23 protein-coding genes and 2 pseudogenes (1 of these 25 cut by a window edge) are annotated in these 26,728 nt (G+C 64.6%); 21 read left to right on the top strand and 4 right to left on the bottom strand.

Annotation, left to right across the window (positions count from 1 at the left end):
- The first annotated feature begins 152 nt into the window (after positions 1 to 152).
- The 4 genes and pseudogenes from pepN (at position 153) to ACTTAI_RS14955 (ending at position 6,310) form a co-directional block, all read left to right on the top strand.
- Positions 153 to 2,699 carry an aminopeptidase N gene (gene pepN, locus ACTTAI_RS14970; RefSeq protein ID WP_444452313.1) on the top strand — a complete coding sequence of 849 codons (2,547 nt, stop codon included), beginning with the start codon at positions 153 to 155 and terminating at the stop codon, positions 2,697 to 2,699.
- A gap of 173 nt (positions 2,700 to 2,872) precedes the next feature.
- Positions 2,873 to 4,391, top strand: a pseudogene (gatB, locus tag ACTTAI_RS14965) (Asp-tRNA(Asn)/Glu-tRNA(Gln) amidotransferase subunit GatB).
- Between the two features lie 255 nt (positions 4,392 to 4,646).
- Positions 4,647 to 5,339 carry a hypothetical protein gene (locus ACTTAI_RS14960; protein WP_444452312.1) on the top strand — a complete coding sequence of 231 codons (693 nt, stop codon included), beginning with the start codon at positions 4,647 to 4,649 and terminating at the stop codon, positions 5,337 to 5,339.
- Entirely contained in the window at positions 5,336 to 6,310 is a 975-nt protein-coding gene (locus ACTTAI_RS14955; protein WP_444452311.1) for a DUF808 domain-containing protein, read from the top strand. Before ACTTAI_RS14960 ends, ACTTAI_RS14955 begins: the two co-directional genes overlap by 4 nt.
- Here the strand turns inward: ACTTAI_RS14955 and ACTTAI_RS14950 are convergent, their stop codons facing one another.
- Both ACTTAI_RS14950 and ACTTAI_RS14945 read right to left on the bottom strand, forming a co-directional pair.
- A complete protein-coding gene (locus tag ACTTAI_RS14950) occupies positions 6,311 to 6,862 on the bottom strand; it encodes a hypothetical protein (RefSeq protein WP_444452310.1) in 552 nt (183 codons plus the stop codon). It lies immediately after the preceding gene.
- A 246-nt stretch (positions 6,863 to 7,108) separates the two neighbouring features.
- Positions 7,109 to 7,723, bottom strand: a complete 615-nt coding sequence (locus ACTTAI_RS14945; protein ID WP_444452309.1) for a hypothetical protein — start codon at positions 7,721 to 7,723, stop codon at positions 7,109 to 7,111.
- A 753-nt stretch (positions 7,724 to 8,476) separates the two neighbouring features.
- On the opposite strand from ACTTAI_RS14945, the gene ACTTAI_RS14940 reads away from it, so the two are divergent.
- Genes ACTTAI_RS14940 through ACTTAI_RS14915 form a run of 6 tightly spaced genes read left to right on the top strand, consistent with a single transcriptional unit; the run spans position 8,477 to position 14,751 of the window.
- On the top strand, positions 8,477 to 10,075 hold the full coding sequence (locus tag ACTTAI_RS14940) for an ABC transporter substrate-binding protein (RefSeq protein ID WP_444452308.1): 1,599 nt from the start codon (positions 8,477 to 8,479) through the stop codon (positions 10,073 to 10,075).
- Positions 10,076 to 10,124: 49 nt separating this feature from the next.
- Positions 10,125 to 11,189, top strand: coding sequence for an ABC transporter permease (locus ACTTAI_RS14935; protein ID WP_444452307.1), 1,065 nt, complete (start codon positions 10,125 to 10,127; stop codon positions 11,187 to 11,189).
- On the top strand, positions 11,189 to 12,094 hold the full coding sequence (nikC, locus tag ACTTAI_RS14930; RefSeq protein ID WP_444452306.1) for a nickel transporter permease: 906 nt from the start codon (positions 11,189 to 11,191) through the stop codon (positions 12,092 to 12,094). The genes ACTTAI_RS14935 and nikC overlap by 1 nt, the downstream gene beginning before the upstream one ends.
- The gene (locus ACTTAI_RS14925) at positions 12,091 to 12,924 is read left to right on the top strand and encodes an ABC transporter ATP-binding protein (RefSeq protein WP_444452305.1); all 834 of its coding nucleotides are present in this window, start codon (positions 12,091 to 12,093) and stop codon (positions 12,922 to 12,924) included. The genes nikC and ACTTAI_RS14925 overlap by 4 nt, the downstream gene beginning before the upstream one ends.
- Positions 12,917 to 13,696 carry an ABC transporter ATP-binding protein gene (locus tag ACTTAI_RS14920; protein ID WP_444452304.1) on the top strand — a complete coding sequence of 260 codons (780 nt, stop codon included), beginning with the start codon at positions 12,917 to 12,919 and terminating at the stop codon, positions 13,694 to 13,696. The genes ACTTAI_RS14925 and ACTTAI_RS14920 overlap by 8 nt, the downstream gene beginning before the upstream one ends.
- Positions 13,693 to 14,751 (top strand): dipeptidase, encoded by a 1,059-nt coding sequence (locus ACTTAI_RS14915; protein ID WP_444452303.1) that lies wholly within the window; start codon positions 13,693 to 13,695, stop codon positions 14,749 to 14,751. The genes ACTTAI_RS14920 and ACTTAI_RS14915 overlap by 4 nt, the downstream gene beginning before the upstream one ends.
- Positions 14,752 to 14,805: 54 nt before the next feature.
- On the opposite strand, the gene ACTTAI_RS14910 is transcribed toward ACTTAI_RS14915, so the two are convergent.
- Positions 14,806 to 16,446 carry a DEAD/DEAH box helicase gene (locus ACTTAI_RS14910; RefSeq protein ID WP_444452302.1) on the bottom strand — a complete coding sequence of 547 codons (1,641 nt, stop codon included), beginning with the start codon at positions 16,444 to 16,446 and terminating at the stop codon, positions 14,806 to 14,808.
- 253 nt (positions 16,447 to 16,699) lie between these two features.
- On the opposite strand from ACTTAI_RS14910, the gene argS reads away from it, so the two are divergent.
- From argS to ACTTAI_RS14880, 6 genes are read left to right on the top strand one after another with little or no spacing between them, the layout of a single operon-like run.
- On the top strand, positions 16,700 to 18,445 hold the full coding sequence (gene argS, locus ACTTAI_RS14905) for an arginine--tRNA ligase (protein WP_444452301.1): 1,746 nt from the start codon (positions 16,700 to 16,702) through the stop codon (positions 18,443 to 18,445).
- A gap of 54 nt (positions 18,446 to 18,499) precedes the next feature.
- A complete protein-coding gene (locus ACTTAI_RS14900) occupies positions 18,500 to 19,522 on the top strand; it encodes an SPOR domain-containing protein (RefSeq protein ID WP_444452300.1) in 1,023 nt (340 codons plus the stop codon).
- Positions 19,498 to 20,517, top strand: coding sequence for a glycoside hydrolase family 3 N-terminal domain-containing protein (locus ACTTAI_RS14895; protein ID WP_444452299.1), 1,020 nt, complete (start codon positions 19,498 to 19,500; stop codon positions 20,515 to 20,517). Before ACTTAI_RS14900 ends, ACTTAI_RS14895 begins: the two co-directional genes overlap by 25 nt.
- On the top strand, positions 20,510 to 21,313 hold the full coding sequence (locus tag ACTTAI_RS14890; RefSeq protein WP_444452298.1) for a segregation and condensation protein A: 804 nt from the start codon (positions 20,510 to 20,512) through the stop codon (positions 21,311 to 21,313). Before ACTTAI_RS14895 ends, ACTTAI_RS14890 begins: the two co-directional genes overlap by 8 nt.
- Entirely contained in the window at positions 21,310 to 21,951 is a 642-nt protein-coding gene (gene scpB, locus ACTTAI_RS14885; protein WP_110807293.1) for an SMC-Scp complex subunit ScpB, read from the top strand. Before ACTTAI_RS14890 ends, scpB begins: the two co-directional genes overlap by 4 nt.
- Position 21,952: 1 nt before the next feature.
- Positions 21,953 to 22,162: a hypothetical protein gene (locus ACTTAI_RS14880; RefSeq protein WP_444452297.1), complete on the top strand. Its 210-nt coding sequence runs from the start codon at positions 21,953 to 21,955 to the stop codon at positions 22,160 to 22,162.
- Positions 22,163 to 22,174: 12 nt separating this feature from the next.
- Here the strand turns inward: ACTTAI_RS14880 and ACTTAI_RS14875 are convergent, their stop codons facing one another.
- Positions 22,175 to 22,960: an enoyl-CoA hydratase gene (locus tag ACTTAI_RS14875; protein WP_444452296.1), complete on the bottom strand. Its 786-nt coding sequence runs from the start codon at positions 22,958 to 22,960 to the stop codon at positions 22,175 to 22,177.
- A 54-nt stretch (positions 22,961 to 23,014) separates the two neighbouring features.
- Between ACTTAI_RS14875 and ACTTAI_RS14870 the strand changes: the two genes are divergently transcribed.
- From ACTTAI_RS14870 to ACTTAI_RS14850, 5 genes and pseudogenes are all read left to right on the top strand, one after another.
- Positions 23,015 to 23,440, top strand: a complete 426-nt coding sequence (locus tag ACTTAI_RS14870; protein WP_444452295.1) for a PaaI family thioesterase — start codon at positions 23,015 to 23,017, stop codon at positions 23,438 to 23,440.
- Between the two features lie 144 nt (positions 23,441 to 23,584).
- Positions 23,585 to 24,049: a 50S ribosomal protein L13 gene (gene rplM / locus ACTTAI_RS14865; RefSeq protein WP_013066607.1), complete on the top strand. Its 465-nt coding sequence runs from the start codon at positions 23,585 to 23,587 to the stop codon at positions 24,047 to 24,049.
- 2 nt (positions 24,050 to 24,051) lie between these two features.
- Entirely contained in the window at positions 24,052 to 24,540 is a 489-nt protein-coding gene (rpsI, locus tag ACTTAI_RS14860) for a 30S ribosomal protein S9 (RefSeq protein WP_444452294.1), read from the top strand.
- A gap of 146 nt (positions 24,541 to 24,686) precedes the next feature.
- Complete coding sequence (locus ACTTAI_RS14855; RefSeq protein ID WP_444452293.1) at positions 24,687 to 25,742, top strand: calcium-binding protein; 1,056 nt, start codon at positions 24,687 to 24,689, stop codon at positions 25,740 to 25,742.
- Positions 25,743 to 26,258: 516 nt separating this feature from the next.
- A pseudogene (locus tag ACTTAI_RS14850) lies at positions 26,259 to 26,728 on the top strand (phosphatidylserine decarboxylase) (its annotated part continues 250 nt past the right edge of the window); the annotation flags it as partial.

The following is a 26,728-nucleotide window of genomic DNA, read 5'->3' as shown; positions in this document are numbered from 1 at the left end:
TCCTCCCAAGCTTTGGCCGGTATCTTGGCCCTGACGCCGCCCCTGTCCAGCGAAATTCGCATCCGCGCCGACTGTCGGCGATGCCTTGCCGGGGGGGCGGGAAGCGCCTAGCTTGCGCGAAAGCCCAGTGCAAGCCCAGTGCGAGGAAAGTCATGGACGGCGTCACCCTTTTGTCGGATTACAAGCCCTATCCCTTTGAGATTGCCTCCGTTTCCCTGACCTTCCGGCTCGATCCGGCGGCGACGCGGGTTCTTGCGACGCTCGACGTGACACCGCGGCAGCCGGGCGCCGACATGGTGTTGCAGGGCGAGGACCTCACGCTGATCTCACTTTCCCTTGACGGGCGGGCGCTGGTCCCGGGCGACTATCTTCTGGACGAGACCGGCCTGACGCTGCCTGCCGCGGGGCTGCCCGCGGGCCCGTTCCGGCTGCAGACCGAGGTCGAGATCGCCCCCGCGGCCAATACCGCGCTTGAGGGGCTTTACATGTCGAACGGCATGTATTGCACCCAATGCGAGGCCGAGGGCTTTCGCCACATCACCTTTTACCCCGACCGTCCCGATGTGATGAGCCGCTTTCATGTCCGCATCGAGAGCGATCTGCCGGTGCTTTTGTCGAACGGCAACCCGGTCGGGCAGGGGCCGGGCTGGGCGGAATGGGACGATCCCTGGCCGAAGCCCGCCTATCTGTTCGCGCTGGTGGCGGGGGATCTGCGCGCCACTTCGGGCAGCTTCACCACGCGCTCGGGGCGCAAGGTCGATCTCAATATCTGGGTGCGCCCGGGCGACGAGGACCGCTGCGATTTCGCGCTGGGGGCGCTCGCCCGGTCGATGACATGGGACGAAGAGGCCTATGGGCGCGAATACGATCTGGATCTGTTCAACATCGTCGCGGTCGATGATTTCAACATGGGGGCGATGGAAAACAAGGGGTTGAACATCTTCAATTCGAAGCTGGTCCTGGCAAGCCCCGAAACCGCGACCGACACCGATTACGAACGCATCGAGGCGGTGATCGCGCATGAATATTTCCACAACTGGACCGGCAACCGCATCACCTGCCGCGACTGGTTCCAGCTCTGTCTCAAGGAGGGGCTGACGGTCTATCGCGACCAAAGCTTTACCCGCGACGTGCGGTTGGGCGGCCTGAAGCGGATCGAGGATGTGGCGGCCCTGCGCGCGCGCCAGTTCCGCGAGGATGCAGGCCCGCTTGCCCATCCGCCGCGGCCCGATCGCTACAAGGAAATCAACAACTTCTACACCGCGACCGTCTATGAAAAGGGCGCCGAGGTGGTCGGCATGCTGGCCAGCCTGCTTGGGCCCGAGGGCTATCGGGCGGCACTTGATCTCTATTTCGACCGCCACGACGGGCAGGCCTGCACGATCGAGGACTGGATCAAGGTGTTCGAGGACACCTCGGGCCGCGATCTGAGCCAGTTCAAGCTCTGGTATACCCAGGCGGGCACGCCGAAACTGACGGTGACCGAGGCTTACGAAAACGGCACCTATACGCTGGAGGTGAGCCAGACGACCCCACCCACCCCGGGCGAGGAGGTCAAGCCGCCGCGGCATATTCCGCTGGCGGTGGGGCTCTTGTCGCCCAATGGCGACGAGGTGGTGCCGACGACGGTGCTCGAACTGACCGAGGCGCGACAAAGCTTCCGCTTCGAGGGGCTTGCGGCGCGGCCGGTGCCCTCGCTGCTGCGCGGGTTCTCGGCGCCGGTGATCCTCGATCGGGCGACGACGCCCGCCGAACAGGCTTTCCTGCTCGCCCATGACACCGATCCCTTCAACCGCTGGGAAGCGGGACGGACGCTGGCGCGGCAGACGCTGATGGCGATGGCGCGTGGCGAGGGGGCGCAGCTTGACTACCTTGACGCGGTGGGGCGGCTCATTGCCGACGAAGAGGCCGATCCGGGCTTCCGTGCCGCCTGTCTGCGCCTGCCGGGCGAAGACGAGATTGCCGCGGCGCTGTTTGCACGGGGCGATACCCCCGATCCCGACGCGATCCGCGCGGCGCGGCGCAAGCTGATGAAGATGCTCGCCACCCGCCACGGCGCGGCGCTGACGCGGGTCTATGACAGCTGCGCGGTCACCGGTCCCTACAGCCCCGATGCCGGTCCCGCCGGGCGGCGCGCGCTGCGGCTGGCCGTCCTCGCCCTGCTCACGACCGAAGATGGCGGCGCCCGGGCGGCGGCGCTTTTCGCCGAAGCCACGAACATGACCGAAAGCATCGGCGCGCTCAACCTTCTGGTGGCCGAGGGCAAAGGGCAGGGGCAGCTTGCTGCTTTCGCGGCGCGATGGTCGAAAGATCCGCTTGTCATGGACAAGTGGCGGATGGCGCAGGGCGCGCTGACCCCGCCCGAGGATGCGGCGGAAACCGTGACCCGGCTGGGCACGGCGCCCGAGTTCGACTGGAAGAACCCGAACCGCTTCCGCAGCCTGCTGGGCGGGTTCGCGGCCAACCACGCGGGCTTCCACCGGGTTGATGGCGCGGGCTATGCGCTTTACGCCGATTGGCTGCTGCGCCTCGATCCGCTCAACCCGCAGACCGCGGCGCGGATGTCGACGGCCTTCGAGACTTGGCGGCGCTATGACACCACGCGGCAAGCGCATGCGAAAACGGCCCTTGCCCGCATCGCCGCCACCCCCGGGCTCAGCCGCGATCTGGCCGAGATGGTCGGGCGGCTTGCGGGCTGAGAGCGCCGGGGCGCTGCCCCGGACCCCGACGTATTTGCGCCAGGAAAAAACACATCGGCTTTTTCTTGGTGCAAATACGCCCTGTCGACATCCCGGCCGCCGCGCGGGTGGTTCGTCTTGCCCCGCGCGCGCGGCTGTCCTAGAAGGGCCGAAGCCGAGAAAGGGAACCCGCAATGCTTGATCACCTTGCCTTCACCGCCCCCGAACCGAAAGTCATTGCCGGCGCGAAAAGCGACTGGGAGCTTGTGATCGGGATGGAGGTGCACGCGCAGGTGGCCTCGAATGCGAAGCTGTTCTCGGGCGCGTCCACGACCTTTGGCAATGAGCCGAACGCCAACGTCGCCTTCGTCGATGCGGCGATGCCCGGCATGCTGCCGGTGATCAACGAATTCTGCGTTGCCCAAGCCGTGCGCACCGGGCTCGCGCTGAAGGCGGGGATCAACCTGCGCTCGGCCTTTGACCGTAAGAATTACTTCTACCCCGACCTGCCGCAGGGCTATCAGATTTCGCAGCTTTACCACCCGATCGTGGGCGAGGGCGAGATCATCGTCGACATGGGCCCGGGCATCGCCCGCAAGGTCCGCATCGAGCGCATTCACCTGGAACAGGACGCGGGCAAGTCGATCCATGACATGGACCCGACGATGTCCTTTGTCGATTTCAACCGCACCGGCGTGGCGCTGATGGAAATCGTTTCGCGTCCCGACATTCGCGGCCCGGAAGAAGCCGCCGCCTATATCGCCAAGCTGCGGCAGATCCTGCGCTATATCGGCACCTGCGATGGCAACATGCAGAACGGCAACCTGCGCGCCGATGTGAACGTCTCGGTCTGCCGTCCCGGGCAGTATGAGAAATATCAGGAAAGCCAGGATTTCAGCCATCTCGGCACGCGCTGCGAGATCAAGAACATGAACTCGATGCGCTTCATCCAGCAGGCGATCGATTACGAAGCCCGCCGCCAGATCGCCATTCTGGAGGACGGCGGGTCGATCGTGCAGGAAACCCGGCTTTACGACCCGGACAAGGGCGAGACCCGCTCGATGCGCTCCAAGGAAGAGGCGCATGACTACCGCTATTTCCCCTGCCCGGATCTGCTGCCGCTCGAAATCGAGCAGGGTTGGGTCGATGACATCGGCGCGACGATGCCGGAACTGCCGGATGAGAAGAAGGCCCGCTTCGTCAAGGATCTGGGGCTGTCGGAATATGACGCCTCGGTGCTGACGGCGGAAGTTGCGGATGCCGAGTATTTCGAAGCCGTGGTGGCCGTGGCCGAAGATGGCAAGCTGGCCGCGAACTGGGTGATCAACGAGCTGTTTGGCCGTCTGAAGAAGGAAGGCCACGAGATCGGCCAGAGCCCGGTCAGCCCGGCGCAGCTCGGTGGCATCATCCGGCTGATCCGTTCGGGCGACATTTCGGGCAAGATCGCCAAGGATCTGTTCGAGATCGTCTATACCGAGGGCGGCGATCCGGCCGCGATCGTCGAGGCCCGCGGCATGAAGCAGGTCACCGACATGGGCGCGATCGAGACGGCGGTGGACGAGATCATCGCCGCGAACCCGGCGCAGGTGGAGAAGGCGAAGGCCAATCCGAAGCTGGCGGGGTGGTTCGTGGGGCAGGTGATCAAGGCCTCGGGGGGGCAAGGCCAACCCCGCGGCGGTGAACGAGATCGTCGCGAAGAAGCTCGGGCTGTAAGAGAAAAAGGCGCTCCTGCGGGGGCGCCTTTTTTTGGGGGTACTCTTGCGTGGAAGCTTTTTATGCCTCGAGGCATCAGGTGCGGTTATTCGGATGCCGACTTGGAAAATTTTTTCGAATATTTAGTGATTTTATTAGTTGATGACTTTTGTCCGTCGGTTTTTTTTGCGATAAGCCGGTTGATCATTTTGAGTATATGGCGAATTTCATAAGTGTTATTACTGCGAATGAAGGCTGGGAGCAGAGGTAAGATAGGTGATTGCGAGAAGGTTCTACTGTCTATGTTTGGCCGATGTGGATTTTTTTGTTCACAAGTTTGGCCAGTCGCGAAAATGGTACATTGAAGGCGCGCGTGATCATTGGGTGATAAAAGATGAGCCTTCGTTACTATACAATAAGAGGTGTGATGTAGATCTCTCGACGGATCGAGATGTCTTTGATGCGCGAGCGGAGCGTCTTAAAGAGAATGCTTTGAGGTCACATAAGGTGCTGTATGCCTCGGTTTATAAGGCCGTGACAGCTGCTGGAGCAGTGAAAAAGGTGGCTTACGAGGCGCAAGGAAACCTATGGGCTTATCGGCCGACTTTGGCTGAGTGCGATGCCTATAACTCTGAATTGAGTATTGGGGCTACTAGAATAATCTGTGAAGTCGTTGAGGGTGCTTATGGAAGAGAGCCTCGTCTTGACTGCTCGCAGATTCCGCGGCGCGAAGATTGCGTCAGCGAATCCCATTATGAGACATTGTTGCGCTATTATGTGCATGCTTTGGCTAAATTTGGATATATCTCTAAGGATATCCATGATGAATTATTTTGGCGCACGAAAGGCTTATATAATCTATCTTTGGAGAATGCGCCTTCCATAGAAATCAAGCTTGTTGTCCCCCCCTTGCACCTCGCCCCCCCCCAGCCCCTACTTTCCCGCGAAACCCATGGGAGATTTGAATGAGCGGCCTTCTCGCCCTTCTCGATGACGTGGCGGGGATCGCCAAGATTGCGGCTGCCTCGGTGGATGATGTCGCCGCGGGTGCTGCCAAGGCCGGGGCCAAGGCCGCGGGCGTTGTCATCGACGATGCCGCCGTCACGCCGCGCTATGTGCATGGGTTTGAAGCCAGCCGCGAGTTGCCGATCGTCGGCAAGATCGCCATGGGCTCGATCCGCAACAAGATCGTTTTCCTTTTGCCCATCGCGCTGATCCTGTCGGCCTTCGCGCCCGGGGTGATCACGCCGCTGTTGATGCTCGGCGGCGCCTATCTGTGTTTCGAGGGCGCCGAGAAGGTCTTTCACGTCCTCTTCCCGCATGCGCCGCATGCCGACAGCCATATCGATCCCGATGATGATCCGGCGGGTGATCCCGCGCATCTGGAGCGCGAAAAGGTCTCGGGGGCGGTGAAGACCGATTTCATCCTCTCGGCCGAGATCATGACCATCGCGATGGCCTCGCTGCCCGCTGGCGAGCCGCTCTGGATGCAGGCGCTGGCGCTGGCGGTGGTGGCGGTGGGGATCACCGTGCTGGTCTATGGCGGCGTTGCGCTGATCGTGAAGGCCGATGACGTCGGGCTGTGGCTGGCGCGCAAGGGGGCGATCGCGCCGATCCGCTGGCTCGGGCGGGGGCTGGTGCGGGCGATGCCGCCGTTGCTGACCGCGCTGTCGATCCTCGGCACGGCGGCGATGATCTGGGTTGGCGGCGCGATCCTGCTGCATGGTGCGGCGGAGCTTGGCTGGCCCGGTGCCAATGACACGATCCACCATCTGGCCGAGGGGGCGGGGCATCTGGTGCCCGCGGGCGGGTTCACCGAATGGCTGGTCACCGCCGCCTGCGATGGCGTGCTGGGGCTGATCTTCGGCCTGATGCTGATCCCGCTCGCGATGTTCATCGTCGATCCGCTGATCCGTCTGATCGGCCGCCTGCGCGGCTGATCAGACTGCCGTCGTCAGCGGCCGCGCCCCGGCGGGAACGCCGTTCAGCACCCGGGTCTTGCCCGCACGTTGCGGGGCAGGGCGGGGGGCTTCCGGTCGGCGTCCCTCGGGGCCGAGCGGCTCGGGGTGTGCCATCAGCAGACCGTGCCGCGCCTTCAGCGCCGACAGCGCCGCCGCGGTGCGCAGGTCTTCGAGCGCGGCCAGCGTGTGGGCGAGTTGTTCCGACAGCGCGATCAGCTGCGCCTCGGGGAGGGTGTCATGCCGCGTGCGCTGCGATTGCGCGCGCAGAATGAATTCGGCCTGCATGGTCACCGCCGCGAGGATCCGCATTTCGCTTACGGCCAGATCGAGGTCTTCTTCCTGAAGCAGCAGCCAGCGCTCGCGCCCTTCGCCCGCATGGGCGACGACCTGCAGCGCCTTGTCGCGCACCCGGTCGATCTGCTGGCGCAGTTCCGCCAGACGGGCCTCGCGGCGGGCGGCGGCGGGGCTGAGCCGACGGCGCAGGCGCTCCCAGAAGCGGGGCGGCTCGTGGCTGTGGTCTTCGGGGGACATTTCGATCTTCCTTTGCCTCATGTCCGTCGATCGCGATGATCCGCCCCGACGTCCTTGTTTTTTCGAAGATTCGCGCAGGAATGGTTAAGAAAGAGTTAAAAGGTCCGGCCTCTCCTCAGAGTTGAGGAAAATAGGCTCCCGAAGATGTCGATTTGCATCGATCCGGTGCCGACCGGGCTGCAAAGCCCTTGCTGCGGGGTTCGCCCGGCCTGCTGCTCCCCGTTCGGCAGGCTGGGCTGACGGAAGTCAGGCGATGCGGCGACGCTCGATCTTTTCGATGATCATCGCGCATTCCTCGACCAGGTAGAAGAAGTAGTCATGCTTGATGTCGAGGCCGTCGAGCATCAGGCTCGACATGAAACGCAGCTTCGCGGTGGCTTCGAGGACCGTCTTCGGACGGTGATCGAGGATGTCCTGCTCGGCCGCGCCCATGCGGTAACGGTAGAGCTTGATCATCTCTTCCAGATCCTCGATCGCCACCATCTCGGGGCTGCAAGCCTTGAGCACGAAGCGGCGATGCGCATTCGGCAGGCCATTCGGCACGACGCGCTTGGCCAGATCGCTCAATTGCTTGAAATCGGGGAAGGAAATGTCGGTGATCGTCATCTCGTCGCGGGCCACCATCTCGCCCGAGGCAAGCGCGACGCTGTCGCCGTTGGCCTCGGCTTCGCGCTGTTTGGCGTAGAAGTTGCGCGACAGGGTTTCCTGCTCGACGATCAGATCTTCGAGCAGATGTTCGAGGTAATCGTATTGGGCGATCTTCTCGGACAGGCCCAGTTGCTCTTGCTGTTCAACCGCCGCGGCGACCGCAACCGGCTGGGCTTCTTTCATCTCGTGCTTCTTGCGGAACGTGAACGCCATGTTGGTTCTCCTCGGCTCTCAGTACCCTTTGGGCACCTGCTTGATGAGACCATAATCCCCCCGGGCTGAGGCATCAGTGAGGAAGCTTTTCGGAATTGTCGCCTAAAATGGAAACAAAAGGTTAACGACGTCTTGACGGCGCTAAGAAACCTTAATGAATCCTTAATTCGCGTTGAGACCCATGAAAACAAGCAAGAAATTGTTAACCACGCGGCAATAATTCCCGTTTTGCGGTCGCAGGGATCGTTGCCGTGCAACCTTCGATCTTCGCCAATTGTGTCAAAATTTTGCGATTTCGCTGCAACTGCCACGAAGCGGCCCCGGTTTTCGGAACCAGCGGGACACAGCCGGGACGGGGGTCTTGACGTGTCGGCATTGCTGATTCTCCGGATCCGGCGCGGGGCGGCGCAAGGGCTATGGTGACATGTCGGAAACGGTTGCGCTCCAGTTCCCGCCGCGAACCGCCACGGAGGGCGGCGGGTTGGGGCGCCCGGCGCCATTGCATGCCTGACGACACGCGCACTGATCTGCCGTCCATCTTGCCTATGTGGTTTTCGCGGCTCGATTTTTCGGCGCTGTGGCGGTGCTCCTCTGCCTTCCGAACGGGCAATCTTTCGCGCTTTTGGTTTTGCAGGACGCCTTTGCGTTCAGGCGCGCTTGATCTTCCGCAAGGAACGGGCCAGCTTCGTCTGACTGGGGCGGCCCGCTTTGGGCCGCTTCGCGCCAAGAACAGACAGGACAGGGAGTCCGCATATGACATCACTCCGCAGCCTTCGCCCGGCGGCCGCTTTCGCCGCCCTTCTTGCTTGTGTCGCGCCCGCGGCGCTTTTCGCGCAGACGCCCGCCGACACGCTGGTTCTGGCCGATGCGATCGACGATATCGTCTCCATCGATCCGGCCGAAGGCTTTGAATTCTCGGGCGCGGACTTGAACAACAACCTTTACGATTCGCTCGTCGAACTCGATCCGGCGAAACCGGGCGAGCTGGTGCCGGGCCTGGCCGAAAGCTGGTCGGTCGATGCCGATGGCGTCACCTATCGCTTCAAGATGCGCGCGGGCGTGACCTTTTCGAGCGGCAATCCCGTGACCGCCGAGGCCGCTGCGCAATCGCTGCGCCGTGTCGTCAAGATGGACAAGACCCCGGCCTTCATCCTGACCCAGTTCGGTCTGAGCAAGGACAACGTCGATCAGATGGTCAGCTTCGACGGCGACACGCTGATCCTGAAGACCGACAAGGCCTATGCGCCGAGCTTCATCTACAACTGCCTGACCGCGACGCCCGCCTATATCGTCGACGTCAAGGCAGCGATGGAGCATGAAGTGAATGGCGACATGGGCAACGACTGGCTCAAGGCGCATTCCGAAGGCACCGGCGCCTATGTGCTGCGCTCGTTCAAGCCGAACGAAGGCTATGTCCTGCAGGCCCGCGAAGGCCATTGGCGCGGCGATGCGCCGATCAAGAACGTGCTGATGCGGCATATTCCCGAGGGCGCGACCCAGCGGCTGATGCTGGAAAAGGGGGACATCGACATCGCCCGCGAAATGACGCCGACCGATATCGCGGGCGTCGAGGGCAATCCCGACATCACCGTGCAGAACGACGTTGGCGGGCAGATCTATTATCTGGCGATGAACCAGAAGGTGGCGGATCTGGCGAACCCGAAAGTGCTCGAGGCGATGCGGTGGGCGGTCGATTATCAGGGCATGGCCGACAGCATCCTGAAAGGCCAGTGGGTCGTGCATCAGGCCTTCCTGCCCAAGGGCTTCCTTGGCGCGCTGGACGACACGCCCTACAGCCTCGATCTGGCGAAGGCCAAGGCGGCTTTGGCGGAATCGGGCGTCAAGCTGCCGCTCGAAGTCAGCATGACCGTGCGCAACAACCCCGAGCGGATGAACATCGCGCAATCGGTGCAGAACACCTTCGGGCAGATCGGCATCAACGTCACGCTGGATGTCGGCGACGGCAAGCAGGTGCTGGAAAAATTCCGCGGCCGTCAGCACCAGATCACCCTGCAGACCTGGGGCCCGGATTATCCCGATCCGCATACCAACGCCTCGACCTTCGCCGAAAACCCCGACAACTCGGACGAGGCGAAGGCGACCGGCTATCTGGCCTGGCGCACGGCCTGGGATCCGGGTGCGATGGGCGCGCAGGCCGAGGCCGCCGTGGCCGAGCCCGATGCCGCCAAGCGCGCCGCGATGTATGAAGACATGCAGCGCGTGCACCGCGACACCTCGGCTTTCGTGACGATGTTCCAGATGGCGCGGCAAGATGCGCTGCGCTCGAATATCAAGGGCTTCCACGCGGGCGGCGCGACCGACCAGGCCAGCTACTGGACCGTGACCAAGTAAGACGATCCCGCCGCGTGGGGCCGACCCTCACGCGGCGGGGCCTTTGCCCATGACCACATCCGACGCTTCCCCGGCCCCGCCCTCCCGTCTGCCTGCGCTTGCGCGCCATGCTGCCGGGGGTCTTCTCTCCCTTGCCATCACGCTTCTGGGCCTGCTCTTGGTGACCTTCGTCATCGGGCGGGTCGTGCCGATCGATCCGGTGCTGTCGATCATCGGCGAACGCGCCACGACCGAGCAATACGAGGCCGCCCGCACCGCGCTTGGTCTTGATCAACCGCTCTGGCTGCAATTCTGGATCTATGTCCGCGACGCCTTCCATGGCGATCTGGGGCAGTCGATCCGCACCCATACTCCGGTGATCGAGGATGTCGCGCGGTTTTTCCCGGCAACGCTGGAGCTGGCGACGCTTGGCACGGTGATCGGGATTGCGATGGGCGTGCCGGCCGGTGTGCTTGCTGCGACGCGGCCCGGGACGCTGGCCGATCAGGTGGTGCGTCTGGTGGGGCTCGTCGGCTATTCGATGCCGGTGTTCTGGCTCGGCCTGATCGGCCTTTTGATCTTTTACGGCGAACTCGGTTGGGTCGGCGGTCCGGGGCGGCTCGATGCCGCCTATGACATGATGCTCGAATTCACCCTGACCCGTTACACCGGGGCGATCCTGATCGATTCCGCGATCAATGGCGCCTGGGACATCTTTGCCAATGCGCTGTCGCACATCATCCTGCCTGCCGGGATTTTGGGTTATGTGTCCATGGCTTACATCAGTCGCATGACGCGCAGCTTCATGATGACGGAGCTGAGCCAGGAATATATCACCACCGCCCGCGTCAAGGGGATGCCGGAATGGCGGGTGATCTGGGTGCATGCGATGCGCAACGTCTCGGTGCCGCTGATCACGGTGATCGCGCTCTCTTACGCCTATCTGCTCGAAGGTTCGGTGCTGACCGAGACCATCTTCGCCTGGCCGGGGCTTGGCCTTTACATAACTGACGCGCTTTTCGCCGCCGACATGCCCGCCGTTCTGGGCGGAACCGTGGTCGTGGGCGTCGTCTTCGTGACGCTGAACATGCTTTCCGACATCCTCTACCGCCTTGTCGATCCGAGGGCCCGCTGATGACCGCGTTGACCCTTTGGCTCACCGATCCGAACCCCAGCTCGCGCCGTCAGGCGCGCCTTGGTCAAGCCTGGCTCGCCTGGCTCAGACTGCGCCGCAACCCGCTGGCGATGCTCGGGCTTTTCATCATCGCGGTGCTCTGCCTTCTGGCCGCCGCGGCGTCGGTCTTTGCCACGCATGACCCCTTTGTGCAGGATCTCGCGCAGCGGCTGTTGCCGCCCGGCACGCCCGGGCACTGGCTTGGCACCGATGATTTCGGCCGCGATATCTGGAGCCGGATCGTCTACGGCGCCCGGATCACGCTGACCATCGTCGCCCTTGTCGCCGTCACCGCGCCGCTGATCGGGCTTTTGATCGGCACCGTCGCGGGCTATTTCGGTGGCTGGATCGACACCGTGCTGATGCGGATCACCGACATTTTCCTCGCTTTCCCGAAGCTCATTCTGGCGCTGGCGCTGGTTGCCGTGCTCGGCCCGGGGATCGAGAATGCGGTGCTTGCCATCGCGCTGACGGCCTGGCCGCCCTATGCCCGCGTCGCGCGGGCGGAAACCCTGACCGTGCGCAATTCGGATTATATCGCCGCCGTTCGCCTGCAGGGCGCGGGGGCGGGGCGGATCATTTGGGGCCATGTCGTGCCGATGTGCCTGCCCTCGGTGATCATCCGGGTGACGCTGGACATGGCGGGGGTGATCCTGATCGCGGCGGGGCTTGGCTTCCTTGGTCTTGGCGTGCAGCCGCCCTTGCCGGAATGGGGGCTGATGATTTCCTCGGGGCGCAAGTTCCTGTTCGAGCAATGGTGGGTCGCGACCATGCCCGGCCTTGCGATTTTCACCGTCTCGCTTGGCTTCAACCTTCTGGGGGATGGTCTGCGCGATGTCCTCGACCCGCGGAGTGCCGCCCGATGAGCCTGTTGCAGATCGAAAACCTGCGCGTCACCTTTGCCACCGAGACCGGCCCGGTCGAGGCGGTGCGCGGGGTCAGTTTTTCCCTTGGCCGCGAACGGCTTGGGATCGTCGGCGAAAGCGGCTCGGGCAAGACGATCACCGGACGCTCGGTGCTGCGTCTGATCCGCCCTCCGGGGCGGATCGAGGCGGACCGGATGGAGTTCGACGGCATCGACCTGTTGAAAGCCTCGGAAAAGCAGATGCGCGCCCTGCGCGGGCCGCGTCTGGCGATGGTGATGCAGGACCCGAAATATTCGCTGAACCCCGTCATGCGGATCGGTGCGCAGCTGACCGAGGGCTTGCTGCGCCGGGACAGGATCAGCCGGGCCGAGGCGCGCAAGAAAGCCATTGCGGCGCTCGAAGCCGTGCAGATCCGCGACCCGGAACGGGTGATGGAGGCTTGGCCGCATGAGCTGTCGGGCGGCATGGGCCAGCGGGTGATGATCGCGATGATGCTGATCCCGGAACCCGACCTGCTGATCGCCGATGAACCGACCTCGGCGCTCGATGTGACCGTGCAGGCCGAGGTTCTGTCGATCCTTGATGGTCTGGTGAAAAGCCGCGGCATGGGGCTGATCTTCATCAGCCACGATCTGCGGCTTGTGGCGCGGTTCTGCGATCGGGTGCTGGTGATGTATCGTGGGCGCATCGTCGAGGAACTGGCAGCGCATGACCTGATGGCGGCGAAGCACCCCTATACGCAGGGGCTGTTGAACTGCCTGCCGCGGATCGGGGGGCCACGCGCGCCGCTGCCGGGGCTTGATCGCACGGGGGCTTGGGCCAATGTCTGATCTGATTGAAATCGAAGACCTTTCGGTCACCTTCCGCGCGCATGGCCGCGCTGTTCATGCGGTCGAAGGGGTCAGTCTGCGCGTGCCCGCCAAGGCCAGTTTCGGTCTGGTCGGCGAAAGCGGCTCCGGCAAATCGACGATCCTGCGAGCAATCTGCGGGCTGGCGCCGATCTCCTCCGGCGCGATCCGCATCGGCGGGGAAAAGCTGAAATCGCCGCGCGACAAGGCCTTTGCCGCGCGCGTGCAGATGGTGTTTCAGGACCCCTACGCCAGCCTGCATCCGCGCCACACCATCGACCGCACGCTGTCCGAGCCGCTCGCCATTCACGGCATCGGCGATACCGACGCGCGGGTGATGCGGGCGCTGACCGATGTCGGCCTGCCGACCGGGTTTCGCTTTCGCTATCCGCACCAGCTGTCGGGCGGGCAGCGCCAGCGCGTCGCCATTGCCCGGGCGCTGATGCTGGAACCGGAAATCTTGCTGCTCGATGAACCCACCTCGGCGCTGGATGCCTCGGTGCAGGCCGAGGTGCTGAACCTGCTCAACCGGCTGCGGGCGGAACGCGGGCTGACCTTCCTGATGGTCAGCCACGATCTCGCCGTGATCGACCATATGTGCGACCGCGTGCTGGTGATGCAGGGCGGCCGCGCGGTCGAGGAACTGGCGCGCGACGACCTGGCCCATGCAAGGATGACGACCGCCTATGCGCAAAGCTTGTTCGCGGCCTCCGCGGACCGGATGCTGGACCCCGCCGGAAAGGAAACCCGATGATCCCCGTCTTTGACGGCCACAACGATCTGTTGTTGCGGCTTCTGGAAGCCCCTGAAAAGCGCAATGAAATCTGGCTCACGGGCGAGGGCAGGGGGCAGCTTGACCTGCCGCGGATGCGTGCGGGCGGGTTCGCGGGCGGTTTCTTCGCGATCTATCTGCCGTCGCCCACGGCGCATGACGATGCCGATCTGATGGCGCAGATGGCCAATCCGCCCTATCGCCTGCCGCTGCCCGCGTTGATGGACGCTGCCGAGGCGGCCGATCCGGCGCTGCGGGCGGCGAGCCTGATGCTCTGGATGGAGCGCGCGTCCGAGGGCGCCTTCCGTATTTGCCGTACCGCGGGTGAGGTTCGCGCCGCGATGGCGGAAAATGTCATCGCCGGCATCATGCATATGGAGGGGGCCGAGGCGATCGACGCCGATCTCGACATGTTGCACGCCTTCCATGCGATGGGTCTGCGCTCGCTCGGGCCGGTCTGGTCGCGCCCGACGATCTTTGGCCATGGCGTGCCCTTTGCCTTCCCCTCCAGCCCCGACACCGGGCCGGGGCTGACCGAGGCGGGCAAGCGTCTGGTCCGCGAATGCAACAAGCTGAAGGTGATGATCGACCTGAGCCACCTGAACGAAAAGGGCTTTGACGATGTGGCGGCGCTGTCGGATGCGCCGCTTGTGGCCACCCATTCGAATGCCCATGCGCTGTGCCCGTCCTCGCGCAACCTGACGGATCGGCAATTGAACATCATCCGCGAAAGCCGCGGCATGGTGGGGCTGAACTATGCGGTCAGCTTCCTGACGCCCGATGGCCTCAAGAATCCGGCCTGTGGCTGGGAGCCGATGCTGCGCCATCTCGACCATCTGATCGAGCGGCTGGGCGAAGATCATGTCGGCCTTGGCTCGGATTTCGACGGGGCGGAAATCCCCGCGGTGCTGGGCGATGTCGCGGGGTTGCAGGGCTTCATCGGCGCGATGCGCGATCATGGCTGGGGCGAGGAGCTGATCCGCAAGATCGCGCATGAAAACTGGCTGGGCGTACTCGAACGCACCTTCGGCGCCTGAACGAAAAGAAAAAGCCCCGGGAAACCGGGGCTTTGTCCTTTGCAGCGGAACCGCTCAGCTTTCCGAGGTTTCCTCGACCGGGGTTTGCGCCTCGGCCTCGGTGCTGTCTTCGGCCTCGGTGTCCTTGTCTTCGATCACCGGTTTCGTGGTGCGGAACGAGCGCAGCAGGAAGTCCGGCACGTGATCGCCCATGCCGACGACAGCCGGGCCACCGTCGCGGCCGCGACGGCTGTCGCGATGCAGTTCGGTGCGGCGATCTTCGCGGGCGCTTTCCGGGCGGATCGGCTCGGAGCGCGGGCTTTCGGCGCGACGCGGTTCGTTGTGGCGCGGCTCGGAGCGGCTTCTGTCGGGGCGCTTCGCCTCGGGCACGTCGACGATATGCGACTCGTCTTCTTCCACAGCGGCAATCACCGGCGCGCGGTCTTCCCGCGGCGCGCGTTTTTCATCACGACCCCGACCCGAGCGCGACCGCGACGAGCGCGACCGCGGGCCCTTGTCGTCGTCATATTTGCGCGGCTCGCGATGCGCAGCATCCGAGAGGGTGAAGCCCTCGGGCGGATCGGCGCGGGGGATTTCCTGCTTCACCAGCGCCTCGATCGCGGCGAGATATTTCGCATCCGCAGGCGTGCCGATCGAATAGGCCGTGCCCAGACGCCCCGCGCGGCCGGTGCGGCCGATGCGGTGGACGTAATCTTCGGCGTGGCTGGGCAGATCGTAGTTGAAAACGTGGCTGACGGCCGGAATGTCAAGGCCGCGCGCGGCGACATCCGAAGCGATCAGAAGTTGCAGCGAGCCGTCGCGGAAGCTGTCAAGCGTGCGCATGCGCTGGCTCTGGTCAAGATCGCCATGGATCGGCGCCGCGTTGAACCCGTGTGTTTTCAGCGACTTCGCCACGATGTCCACATCGGTCTTGCGGTTGCAGAAGATGATGGCGTTGGTGCAGCTGTCGCCCTCGGCCTTGATGATCGCGCGCAGCAGTTCGCGTTTCGCCTTGGCCGACTGGTCGCGGCGCGGCGGCGTGATCTGGATCAGCTTTTGCGTGATCGTTTCCGAGGTCGTCGCCTGACGCGCCACCTCGATGCGGGCGGGGGCGTGCAGGAAGGTGTTGGTGATGCGCTCGATCTCGGGCGCCATCGTCGCGCTGAAGAACAGCGTTTGCCGGGTGAAGGGGGTCAGCTGGAAGATGCGCTCGATATCCGGAATGAAGCCCATGTCGAGCATCCGGTCGGCTTCGTCGACCACCATGATCTGCACGCCGGTCAGCAAAAGCTTGCCGCGCTCGAAATGGTCGAGCAGGCGGCCCGGCGTCGCGATCAGCACGTCGACGCCACGGTCGATCAGCTTGTCCTGTTCGCCAAAGGAAACGCCGCCGATCAGCAGCGCCTTGGTCAGCTTGGTGTATTTCGCATAGGTGTCGAAGTTCTCGGCCACCTGCGCGGCCAGTTCGCGGGTCGGGCACAGCACGAGCGAGCGCGGCATCCGCGCCCGGGCGCGGCCCGAGGACAGCATGGTGACCATCGGCAGGGTGAAAGAGGCGGTCTTGCCGGTGCCGGTCTGGGCGATGCCCAGCACGTCCTTGCCTTCGAGGGCGGGGGGAATGGCGCCCGCCTGGATCGGGGTGGGCGTTTCATAGCCCGAATCCGCGATGGCACGCAGCACGGCAGGGTCAAGATTGAGATCGGAAAACTTCGTCATTGGCGTCCTGTAGCGCGTCGGGAAGGCCCCGCGCGCGGGGTGGGGGGGACGCGATGAAACCGGGCGTCCCGTCTGCCCGCCGGATTGCGGGTGAGGTCGCGTTAGCGGAAAAATGCGGATGCGTCAATCTGCACGGGGTGCGACGCGCTTTCTCAGGGGGGCAGGGCGTGCTGCGGGGTGTCAACGGTGGCGCAGAGTTGACGACACGGCGCCGCTCTGGCAGGGGTGAGGCAACGAAGGAAGCGATCAGATCATGAACCTCTTTGCCGATATGCGCGCGGTCGTGCTTGCCGCGCTGGATGCGATGGTGGCCGAAGGCGCGCTGCCTGCGGGCCTTGATACCTCTGCCGTGGCGGTCGAGCCGCCGCGCGATGCCGCCCACGGCGACATGGCGACCAACGCCGCGATGGTGCTGGCGAAACCGGCGGGGATGAACCCGCGCGCGCTGGCCGAGGGGCTGGTGGCGAAGCTTGCCGCCGATGCCCGGATCGTCTCGGCCGAAGTGGCCGGGCCGGGCTTCATCAACCTGCGGCTGGCGCCCGGTCTTTGGACCGATGTGGTGCGCGCGGCGCTGAAAGCGGGCGCGGATTTTGGCCGCTCGGATCTGGGCAAGGGCATCAAGGTCAACGTCGAATATGTGTCCGCGAACCCGACCGGGCCGATGCATGTGGGCCATACCCGCGGCGCGGTCTTCGGCGATGCGCTGGCCTCGCTGCTCGACTTCGCGGGCTACGATGTGACGCGCGAATACTATATCAACGACGGCGGCGCGCAGGTCGATGTGCTGGCGCGCTCGGCCTATGAGCGCTACCGCGAGGCGAACGGGCTCGAGCCCGAAATCCGCGAAGGGCTTTATCCGGGCGATTACCTGATCCCGGTGGGCGAGGCGCTGAAAGAAAAATACGGTGCCAGCCTGATCGACAAGCCGGAAAGCGACTGGCTGGCCGAGGTGCGCGTTTTCGCGACCGAGGCGATGATGGCGATGATCCGCGAGGATCTGGCGCTGCTCGGCGTGAAGATGGATGTCTTCTATTCCGAAAAGTCGCTCTATGGCACCGGCCAGATCGAGGCGGCGCTGCAGCGGCTGCAGGATCTCGGGCTGATCTACGAAGGCGTGCTGGAGCCGCCGAAGGGCAAGCTCCCCGAGGATTGGGAAGAGCGCGAACAGACGCTGTTCCGCTCCACCAACTATGGCGACGACGTTGACCGGCCGGTGAAGAAGTCGGACGGCAGCTGGACCTATTTCGCTCCCGACATCGCCTATCACTGGACCAAGATCGAGCGCGGCTTCGATCAGCTGATCGACGTCTTCGGCGCCGATCACGGTGGCTACGTCAAGCGCATGAAGGCCGCCGTCGCGGCGCTGTCGGAAAACAAGGTTTCGCTGGATATCAAGCTGATCCAGCTGGTGAAGCTGTTCAAGAACGGCGAGCCCTTCAAGATGAGCAAACGCGCGGGCACCTTTGTCACGCTGCGCGACGTGGTCGAACAGGCGGGGGCGGGCGTGACGCGCTTCCACATGCTGACGCGCAAGAACGATGCGCCTTTGGATTTCGACTTCGACAAGGTGCTCGAGCAGTCGAAGGACAACCCGGTCTTCTACGTGCAATATGCCCATGCCCGGGTTGCTTCGGTGCTGCGCAAGGCGCGCGATCTGGGGATCGACGTGTCGGATGCGGCGCTGGCTGCCGCCGATCTTGACCGCAACGGCCACGAGGCCGAGCGCGCGCTGGCGAAGAAGATTGCCGAATGGCCGCGTCAGGTCGAAATCGCCGCCCGCGCGAACGAGCCGCATCGGGTCGCGTTCTTCCTTTACGAGATCGCCTCGGACCTGCATGCGCTGTGGAATCGCGGCAATGACGAGCCGTCCCTGCGCTTCATTCAGGACGGCGATGTGGCGGCCTCATCGGCGAAAATCGCCCTTGCCCGGGCCTCGGCCGTTGTGATTTCGGCCGGTCTTGGTATTCTTGGCGTCACCCCGGCCGAAGAGATGCGCTAAGGCACCACCGGGGGGCAGGGCCGGATCGGCCCGAAAACCGGAGATGGGGCGAGCATGACCGATCCCGACACCCGCGTTGGCGGGGGTTTTGGCAGGCAGGGCGGGGGCGATTATGCCTCCGGTCCTGGTGCGCCTGCCGCCCCGGCAGCGCGCTGGGTGCAATGGGCGGGCGCTGCCGTTTCCGGCGCGCTGATCCTTGGCGTGATCATCTGGGGCTATCGTCTGGCCGTGCGCGATGTGTCCGGTGTGCCGGTGATCCATGCGATTGCCGGTCCGGCGCGGATTGCGCCCGCCGATCCGGGCGGCGACATGGCCGCCCATGTCGGCTTGGCGGTGAACGAGGTGGCTGGCTCTGGCTTGGCCGCCCCGGGGCCGAACCGTGTTGTGCTGGCGCCGCCGCCCACCGGGCTCTCGCCCGATGACGCGCCGATGTCCGAACTCAAGCCGCTGCCCGAGGTCGCCTCCGCGCCCGAGGCCGAGGATCTGGCGATGGAAGGCCCTCCGGTGCCGGTGCCCGACAGTGCCTTGCCGCAAAAGCCTGCGCCCGAGGCGGTTGCCGCACCCGAGCCGACGGCCGAGCCGCCGATCGATCCAGAAGCTCCGGTCGAGCCGGGACAGGAAACGACCGCGGCGGTGCAAGACGCGCCGGCTATCGCGGCCGCACCGGCCGAGCCGGCGATCCCTGCCGATGTGCCGGGCATTGCGAAATCGCCGCGGCCACTGCCGCGCCCGGCCGCCGATATCGAAGCGGAAGCCGCCGCGCAGGCCGTTGCCGCCGCGATGGCTGGCCCCGAATCCGTCGAGGTCAAGGCGGCCGATCTGCCCTCGGGCACCCGCGTCGTGCAGCTGGGCGCCTTTGACAGCCCCGACGAGGCCCGCGCCGAATGGGGCCGCATCGCGGGCCGGTTCGAGGCGCTGATGGCGGGCAAGAAACGCATCGTGCAGGAGGCGGCCTCGGGTGGGCGCAACTTCTGGCGGTTGCGCGTCTCGGGCTTCAAGGGCGTCGAGGACGCGCGTCAGTTCTGTGCCGCGCTGGTGGCCGAGGGGGCAAATTGCATTCCGACCGTGATCAAGTAACCCCCTGTGGCGCCACGATTCTGGGCGTCGAGGGGACGGTGCTGGGCGCCGATGAAGCGGCGTTTCTGCGCGCGGCCGACCCTTGGGGGCTGATCCTGTTTGCCCGCAACGTCGAAGATCCCGCGCAGCTTTCCCGCCTGACCGCCGATCTGCGCACGGCCCTGGGGCGGGATGCGCCGATCTTTGTCGATCAGGAGGGCGGACGGGTGCAGCGCCTGCGGCCGCCCCATTGGCGCGACTGGGCGACGCCGCTTGAGGATGCGCTTCTGCGCGGCCCGCGGGGGATGTGGCTGCGCGCGCGGCTTCAGGCGGCCGAGTTGCGCGCCGTCGGCATCGACGGCAATTGCGCGCCGACCTGTGACATCGCGGGCGGGCAGACGCATCCGTTTCTGCGCAACCGCTGCCTGGGCGAAACTGTTGCTGCGGTGGTGAAAAACGCCCGTGCGACGGCCGAGGGCCTGCTGGCGGGCGGGGTGCTGCCGGTGCTCAAGCACATGCCGGGCCATGGCCGGGCCGAGGCCGACAGCCACAAGGATCTGCCCGTGGTCACGGCCGCGGCCGAGGATCTGCGCGCCCACGACTTCGCCCCCTTCGCGGCGCTGGCCGATCTGCCGCTTGGCATGACCGCGCATATCCGCTTCACCGCCTTTGACGCCGCGCCTGCCACGCAAAGCGCGAAGATGATCGATCTGATCCGGCAGGAGATCGGCTTTGCCGGGCTTTTGATGACCGACGATATCGGGATGCAGGCGCTGTCGGGCAGCTATGCCGAGCGCGCGGCGGCCTCGCGCGCCGCCGGCTGCGACGTGATCCTGCATTGCAACGGCACGCGCGCGGAATTTGCGGAAACCGTGGCGGCGGCGGGGCGGCTTTCGCCCGCGGCCAGCCTGCGCGCCGCGGCGGCGCTGCGCTTGCGCCAAGCCCCCGGCGCGGTTGACTTGGCGGCGCTGGCGGCGGAATTTGACGCTGCGGGCGGCGGCGGGTCGGATGGCTGAGGAAACGGCAAGCCTCTTTGAAAGCACGAGTGTCAGCGAACGGCTTGCGGCCGAGGCGCTGATTGTCGATGTCGACGGGTTCGAGGGGCCGCTCGATCTTTTGCTGACGCTGTCGCGCACGCAAAAGGTCGATCTGCGCCGCATCTCGGTTCTGGCGCTGGCCGAGCAATATCTGAAATTCGTCAACGAGGCCAAGGCGCTGCGCATCGAACTGGCGGCCGATTATCTGGTGATGGCGGCTTGGCTTGCGTTTTTGAAATCGCGTCTGCTGCTGCCGCCCGAACCGGGCGAGGCGGGCCCCTCGGCCGAGGATCTGGCGGCGCATCTGGCCTTTCAGCTGGAACGGCTTTCGGCGATGCGCGAGGCGGCGGCGACGCTGATGGGGCGCGATCAGCTGGGGCGCAACTTCTTTGCCCGCGGTTACAGCGAGACTGTCGAGCGGGTCCGCAAGGTGAAATATTCCGCGACGCTGCTGGAACTGATGCAGGCCTATGCGCGGATTCGCACCCGCGACGAATTCCGCCCCTATGCCTTTGATCGCAAGAACATCTTCACCATGGAAGAGGCGCTGGAACGGATGCGGCCGCTGATCGGCTATGCCGGGGCCTGGACCGATCTGACCGATTATCTGCCCGATGGCTGGGGGGCAGACCCGAAGCGGCGCCGCTCCGCCACGGCGGCGACCTTTGCGGCGTCTCTGGAGCTGGCGAAACAGGGCCAGATCGAGATCCGCCAGACCGAAACCTTTGCGCCGATCACCATCCGCGCCCGAACCACGCCGCGTGCCAGCTCATGAGTGACAGCCGCTACGATCCGAATGAAAAGTCGCTTTTCGACGCGCCGCCCTTGGCGGAGCAGGAGCGCATGATCGAGGCGATCCTCTTTGCCGCGGCCGAGCCGGTGACGGTGCGCGAGATGCAGGACCGGATGCCGCATGGCTCGGACGCGGCCGAGGCGCTCGCCTATCTGCGCCGCCGTTACGAGGGGCGCGGTGTGCATCTGGTGAAGATCGGCGACGCCTGGGCCTTTCGCACCGCGCCGGATCTCGGCTTCCTGATGCAAAAGGAAACGGTCGAGCAACGGAAACTGTCCCGGGCCGCGATCGAGACCTTGGCGATCATCGCTTATCACCAGCCGGTGACGCGGGCGGAAATCGAGGAAATCCGGGGCGTTGCGGTCAGTCGCGGCACCATCGACCAGCTTTTGGAGCTGGAATGGATCCGGCTCGGGCGGCGGCGGATGACGCCGGGGCGGCCGGTGACCTTTGTCGTGACCGAGACTTTCCTGGATCATTTCGGCCTTGAATCCGCGCGCGACCTGCCCGGCATCAAGGAATTGCGTGCTGCGGGGCTTCTCGACAACCGGCCGATGCCCGGGGCCGAGGACGACGAGGGCGACATGGTCGGTCAGACCGAACTGTTCGAGGAGGAGTAAGATGGATCCGATGAAGCTCTTGCAGATGGTCTGGAATACGATCCTGCGCCGCCTGCTGCGCCTTGGCGTCAACAAGGGCATCGAGCTGGCGGCGGGCAAGGGCAAACCCGCGTCGCAGATGACGCCCGCCGAGCGCAAGGCCGCGAAATCGGCGCGTCAGGCGGTCAAACGCGCGCGGCAGGCGGCGGCGATCACGCGGCGGTTGCGCTGAGGCGTTGGTCCCTCAGGCCCAATCCGGTTTGCGTTTCTCCAGAAAGGCCTGCACGCCCTCGGCGGTATCGCGGAAAAGCATGTTTTCCACCATCACCGCGCCCGCATGGGCATAGGCGGCGGCCTGATCCATCTCGATCTGTTCGTAGAAGGCACGCTTGCCGACCTTCACCGCCGCGCCGAGTTTCGCCCCGATCGTTTCGGCGAGCGCCGTCGTGGCCGCGTCCAGCCCGTCATGGGGCACGACACGGTTCACCAGCCCGACCTCGCGCGCGCGGGCGGCGTCGATGAATTCGCCTGTCGTCAGCATCTCGAAGGCGACCTTGCGGGGCACGACACGGCTGAGCGCCACCATCGGCGTCGAGCAGAACAGCCCGATGTTGACGCCGTTCACGCCAAAGCGCGTGCCCTCGGCCGCGACGGCCAGATCGCAACTCGCCACCAGCTGACAGCCCGCGGCGGTGGCGATGCCATGCACCTGGGCGATGACCGGCTGCGGCAGGGCGGGGATCTTCTGCATCACCGCCGCGCAGCGGGCGAACAGATCGGCGAAATAGGCCCGGCCGCCATCCTTTGCCGCCCGTCCGGCCTGCATTTCCTTCAGGTCATGGCCCGCGCAAAAGGCCTTGCCCGCGCCCTTCAGCACCACGACCTTCACGCTCGCATCCTTGGCCAGCGCCGTGAACCGCGCGTCTAGTGCCGCCAGCATCGCATCCGAGAGCGCATTCAGCGTCCCCGGGCTGTTCAACGTCAGATGTGCGATGACGCCACGTTTTTCGATCTCGACAAGCTCGCTCATTGCAATTCCTCCCCTGTAGCCGAAGTCTAGGCTCGGGAGAGGCCGGGAGGAAAGATGCAACTGAAGATGGATGTGGCGGCGTTGACTGCCTTTTTGCGCGCCGAATTTCCGCAGGTCGCCGGGATGTTCGAGATCGTCGCGCTGGGCGAGGAGACGGTGATCCGCCTGAAGGTCGACGAGAGCCACCTGCGTCCGGGCGGCACGGTCTCGGGGCCGACGATGTTCGCGCTGGCCGATGTCGGCATCTATCTGGCGATCCTTGCGCGCATCGGGCCGGTGGCGCTGGCCGTGACGACGAATGCGACGATCGATTTCCTGCGCAAGCCGCTGGCGGGCGTTGATCTCATGGCGCGGGTGCGGGTGCTGAAGCTGGGCCGCAGTCTGGCGGTGGGCGAGTGCCTGATCTTTTCCGAAGGTCAGGGGGAACCCGTCGCGCGGGCCTCGATGACCTATGCGATCCCGCCGAAGCGGCAGGTTTAGCGCCTCGGCATGAGGTATTTAGATACCTATTTTATAAACCATTGGAATTGTTTGGAATAATTCCGCTTTGTTTGCTTGATTTGTTTTTGGAAAGCGCGGATAAGCCCGCATCCAGTTTCCCAACCCTTCAAAGGGCGATCGACAATGAAAACCTATACCGCGAAACCTGCGGAGATCGAGAAGAAGTGGATCCTGATCGATGCCGAAGGCGTCGTTCTGGGCCGCCTCGCGACGATCGTTGCCATGCGCCTGCGTGGCAAGCACAAGCCGACCTTCACCCCCCACATGGACATGGGTGACAACGTGATCATCATCAACGCCGACAAGGTGCAGATGACCGGTGCCAAGCGCGAAGACAAGCGCTACTACTGGCACACGAACCACCCGGGCGGGATCAAGTTCCGCACCGCGCGTCAGGTTCTGGAAGGGGCGCATCCCGAGCGCGTGGTGATCAAGGCGGTCGAACGCATGATCTCGCGCAACCGTCTGGGCCGTGCGCAAATGTCGAACCTGCGCGTTTACGCCGGGGCCGCCCATCCGCATGAAGCCCAACAGCCCGAAGTTCTGGACGTGAAAGTCCTGAACAAGAAGAACACCCGGAGCGCCTGATCATGTCCGATATCAAATCCCTCGACGATCTGAAGTCGGCCGTCTCTGGCACCCCGGCGGCGGCGGTGGCTGCTGTGGTGGAGCGCACCCCGGTGCGTGACGCGCAGGGCCGCGCCTATGCGACGGGCAAGCGCAAGAACGCGATTGCGCGGGTCTGGGTGAAGCCCGGCACGGGCAAGATCACGGTGAACGGCAAGGAGATGCCGGTTTACTTCGCGCGTCCGGTGCTGCAGCTGATCGTGAACCAGCCGTTCGGCGTTGCTGGCGTCGAAGGCCAGTACGACGTGATGGCGACGGTTGTGGGTGGCGGTCTTTCGGGTCAGGCCGGTGCGGTGAAGCACGGCATCTCGAAGGCGCTGCAACTGCACGAGCCGAGCCTGCGCGCGGCGCTGAAAGCCGCTGGCTTCCTGACCCGTGACTCGCGCGTCGTCGAACGGAAGAAATACGGCAAGGCCAAGGCCCGTCGCTCCTTCCAGTTCTCGAAGCGCTGATCTTCGAAACAATCCGTTTCCGGGCGGTCCCAATCAGGGGCCGCCTTTTCATTTTCTCTTCCCGGTTGAACATGCTAATTCGTTAATATTTCTTAACGGCAACTGGGGTGGCCATGCGTAATCAATTTGTCTTGTCCCTTAAGGAGATGACGTCTGACGCAGTTGACGCGCGGACCGATGCAATCGCGGCCACGGCGAAAGCCGCCCTGGCTGCTGCGATTGTCACGCAATGGGGCACGAAGCTGGATGACAAGCTGACGGGAACCGACAAGGCGGATCATCTTTTCGGGCGTGAAGGCGCCGATACGATCGATGGCGGTCTCGGCAATGATCTGCTGCGGGGCGGCGACGGCGGGGACGTCCTGACGGGCGGAATTGGCGCCGACACGATCTGGGGCGATCTTGGCGCGGATCAGCTCATGGGGGGCGCTTATGGCGATGAGCTGCATGGCGGTTACGGCTTCGACCGCCTGTTCGGTGACGAGGGCAACGATCTTCTGGACGGGGGCGAACAGAACGACCAGTTGACCGGTGGCGCGGGCAAGGACACGCTGATCGGAGGTGGTGGCGATGACCGCATGTTCGGCGGGGCCGGGGCTGACAGCCTGATCGTCGGGCGCGGCAACGACTTTGCCCGGGGGGGCGATGGCAATGATGTGCTGACCGATGATGGCGAGAGCGCGGGCAATGACTGGATGAATGGCGATGCCGGAGCCGATACGCTGATCGGTGGCAATGGGGCCGATACGCTGGTCGGCGGCTACGGCAATGACGTGATCCGTGATGTCTGGGTTGCGGATGCCTCGGGCACTCTGGTGGCCGATGATGCGGCGCTGATCGATGCGGGCGCGGGGCATGACACGATCTTTGCCTCGGGGGCGGATACGATCACCGGTGGTGCGGGCCTGGATGTGATCGTGATCGGCGCGGCGGGCGAGACGACGCTGGCGCTGAGCGCCGATGTGACGGTCACCGATTTTCTGGCCGGGCGCGATGTGCTGCAGTTCGACCTTTCGAACGGCGGCGTCGAGAATGCGCTGACGCTTTCGCTGCGGACCGAGGATGGCGACACTATCATCGTGGTCACCGACGGTGCGGGCACGAGCCACGATGCGGTCACCCTTCTGGATGTGACGGGGGTGACCCTTGATCAGATCGTCGAGGATTACGCCTTCGGGGCGGCCGCCGCCGATCTCATCTGATCCACCGCGGTTTCCGGACAAGACCCGCCTCGCAAGGGGCGGGTCTTTTGTTTTCAGGTCTGCCATGACGCATCCCGACGCGGGCAAGGCGTTCCACGCAGCCCCTAGCCGCAAGCTGCTGAAACTATTTGCGGAATGGCTGATGCGCGCAAATTGCATGAACTTGATGGATCTGCGTTTTGCAGACGCTCATGGGCCTCGTCTGTGTGATGTTCACCTTGCCACTGGTTTTGCCTGGCGCAGGAAGCGGGGGCGATCTGACAAAGATCGGTGCGCTTTGCGCCAACGATCTCTCCTACTTGCCCGTGGAGTGGCAGCGGTGACGCCTGCGGTGCGAAACAGCCTTGTCACGATCATCGATTTCATTCCGGGCAAGGATCTGTTGCACATCGATCTGGATCAGGTGGAAAGCACCATCGACCACGAGACGCCTGACCTGCCACTCCGCCCCGCTGCGCTGCGGCGGCGGGGGCGTTTCCTTCTGGCGAAACTTGCGCTAGGAAGCGGCAACGGAAAGACCAACGAGAAAGGCTCGCAATGTCCGTTTCCATGCTTTCCACCTTCGTCAAGCCGATGCACCCCGAGGGGCGCAAGTTCGTCGCCATCGCGGCGGCGATCACGGTGATGCTGTTTCTGCTGTGGGAGCCGCTCGGCTGGATCGGCACCGGGCTGACGATCTGGGTGTATTACTTCTTCCGCGATCCGCCGCGGGTGACGCCGGCGCGCGACGGGCTGATGATCTCGCCCGCCGATGGCGTCGTGTCGCTGCTGCAACCCGCGGTGCCGCCGGCCGAGCTGGGCCTTGGCGATGCGCCGATGACCCGCGTTTCGGTCTTCATGTCGGTCTTCAACTGCCATGTGAACCGTCTGCCGCTCGCAGGCCGCATCACCAAGGTCGCCTATCACAAGGGGCTGTTCCTGAACGCCTCGCTCGACAAGGCCTCGATGGACAACGAACGCAACGGGCTTGCGGTCGAGACCGCCTC

The sequence above is a fragment of the Rhodobacter capsulatus genome, assembly GCF_052363175.1.
GTDB lineage: Bacteria > Pseudomonadota > Alphaproteobacteria > Rhodobacterales > Rhodobacteraceae > Rhodobacter > Rhodobacter capsulatus_D.
The sequence above is the reverse complement of the archived record's forward strand: the minus strand, read 5'-3'. Positions and strand labels throughout refer to the sequence as shown.

Bases quoted from the DNA above. Each gene is read 5' to 3' on its own strand.
- ACTTAI_RS14880 (WP_444452297.1), top strand. From the start codon at position 21,953: ATGGATCCGATGAAGCTCTTGCAGATGGTCTGGAATACGATCCTGCGC.
- rplM (WP_013066607.1), top strand. From the start codon at position 23,585: ATGAAAACCTATACCGCGAAACCTGCGGAGATCGAGAAGAAGTGGATC.
- rpsI (WP_444452294.1), top strand. From the start codon at position 24,052: ATGTCCGATATCAAATCCCTCGACGATCTGAAGTCGGCCGTCTCTGGC.
- ACTTAI_RS14935 (WP_444452307.1), top strand. From the start codon at position 10,125: ATGACCACATCCGACGCTTCCCCGGCCCCGCCCTCCCGTCTGCCTGCG.
- pepN (WP_444452313.1), top strand. From the start codon at position 153: ATGGACGGCGTCACCCTTTTGTCGGATTACAAGCCCTATCCCTTTGAG.
- ACTTAI_RS14910 (WP_444452302.1), bottom strand. From the start codon at position 16,446: ATGACGAAGTTTTCCGATCTCAATCTTGACCCTGCCGTGCTGCGTGCC.
- argS (WP_444452301.1), top strand. From the start codon at position 16,700: ATGAACCTCTTTGCCGATATGCGCGCGGTCGTGCTTGCCGCGCTGGAT.
- nikC (WP_444452306.1), top strand. From the start codon at position 11,189: ATGACCGCGTTGACCCTTTGGCTCACCGATCCGAACCCCAGCTCGCGC.
- ACTTAI_RS14955 (WP_444452311.1), top strand. From the start codon at position 5,336: ATGAGCGGCCTTCTCGCCCTTCTCGATGACGTGGCGGGGATCGCCAAG.
- ACTTAI_RS14875 (WP_444452296.1), bottom strand. From the start codon at position 22,960: ATGAGCGAGCTTGTCGAGATCGAAAAACGTGGCGTCATCGCACATCTG.
- ACTTAI_RS14915 (WP_444452303.1), top strand. From the start codon at position 13,693: ATGATCCCCGTCTTTGACGGCCACAACGATCTGTTGTTGCGGCTTCTG.
- ACTTAI_RS14870 (WP_444452295.1), top strand. From the start codon at position 23,015: ATGCAACTGAAGATGGATGTGGCGGCGTTGACTGCCTTTTTGCGCGCC.
- ACTTAI_RS14925 (WP_444452305.1), top strand. From the start codon at position 12,091: ATGAGCCTGTTGCAGATCGAAAACCTGCGCGTCACCTTTGCCACCGAG.
- ACTTAI_RS14920 (WP_444452304.1), top strand. From the start codon at position 12,917: ATGTCTGATCTGATTGAAATCGAAGACCTTTCGGTCACCTTCCGCGCG.
- ACTTAI_RS14900 (WP_444452300.1), top strand. From the start codon at position 18,500: ATGACCGATCCCGACACCCGCGTTGGCGGGGGTTTTGGCAGGCAGGGC.
- ACTTAI_RS14950 (WP_444452310.1), bottom strand. From the start codon at position 6,862: ATGTCCCCCGAAGACCACAGCCACGAGCCGCCCCGCTTCTGGGAGCGC.
- ACTTAI_RS14855 (WP_444452293.1), top strand. From the start codon at position 24,687: ATGACGTCTGACGCAGTTGACGCGCGGACCGATGCAATCGCGGCCACG.
- ACTTAI_RS14940 (WP_444452308.1), top strand. From the start codon at position 8,477: ATGACATCACTCCGCAGCCTTCGCCCGGCGGCCGCTTTCGCCGCCCTT.
- scpB (WP_110807293.1), top strand. From the start codon at position 21,310: ATGAGTGACAGCCGCTACGATCCGAATGAAAAGTCGCTTTTCGACGCG.
- ACTTAI_RS14890 (WP_444452298.1), top strand. From the start codon at position 20,510: ATGGCTGAGGAAACGGCAAGCCTCTTTGAAAGCACGAGTGTCAGCGAA.
- ACTTAI_RS14945 (WP_444452309.1), bottom strand. From the start codon at position 7,723: ATGGCGTTCACGTTCCGCAAGAAGCACGAGATGAAAGAAGCCCAGCCG.